1 protein-coding gene is annotated in these 381 nt (G+C 37.3%); it reads left to right on the top strand.

Annotated elements, in window-relative coordinates; translation table 11 throughout:
- Window positions 1–79 precede the first annotated feature (79 nt).
- The coding region (locus tag Tanf_RS16600) for a fimbria/pilus outer membrane usher protein (protein WP_498370410.1) at window positions 80–381 on the top strand (302 nt) is incomplete at its 3' end.

Genomic DNA, 381 nt, shown 5'->3' with positions numbered 1-381 from the left:
TCATCAACTTCACATCAAGAAATTAAAAAACTTAAACATTAATCTAAATAATAACAACCTGATCACATAATCGGGTACGATTTTATCCGATAACTATAATGCTATAACTCTGGGAAATGGTTGGAATACACCGCTGGGTGCCATCTCTTTTGACGCTACCCGATCGAGTAGTAAGTTAAATAATGATACCAGACACGAAGGTACGAGCTATCAGGTCGCCTATAATAAATATCTATTGCAAACGGCCACTCACTTTAGCGTGGCCGCCTGGCGTTATGCTTCGCAGGATTATAGGACATTCAGCGACCATCTTTACGAAAATGATAAAATAAATCATCAGAGTGACTATGACGATTTTTATAATATTGGCAGAAAAAATAG

This window comes from Tannerella forsythia (assembly GCF_001006485.1).
In the GTDB taxonomy this organism is placed as follows: Bacteria; Bacteroidota; Bacteroidia; order Bacteroidales; family Tannerellaceae; genus Tannerella; species Tannerella forsythia.
This window is presented reverse-complemented; position numbering and strand designations above follow the sequence as displayed.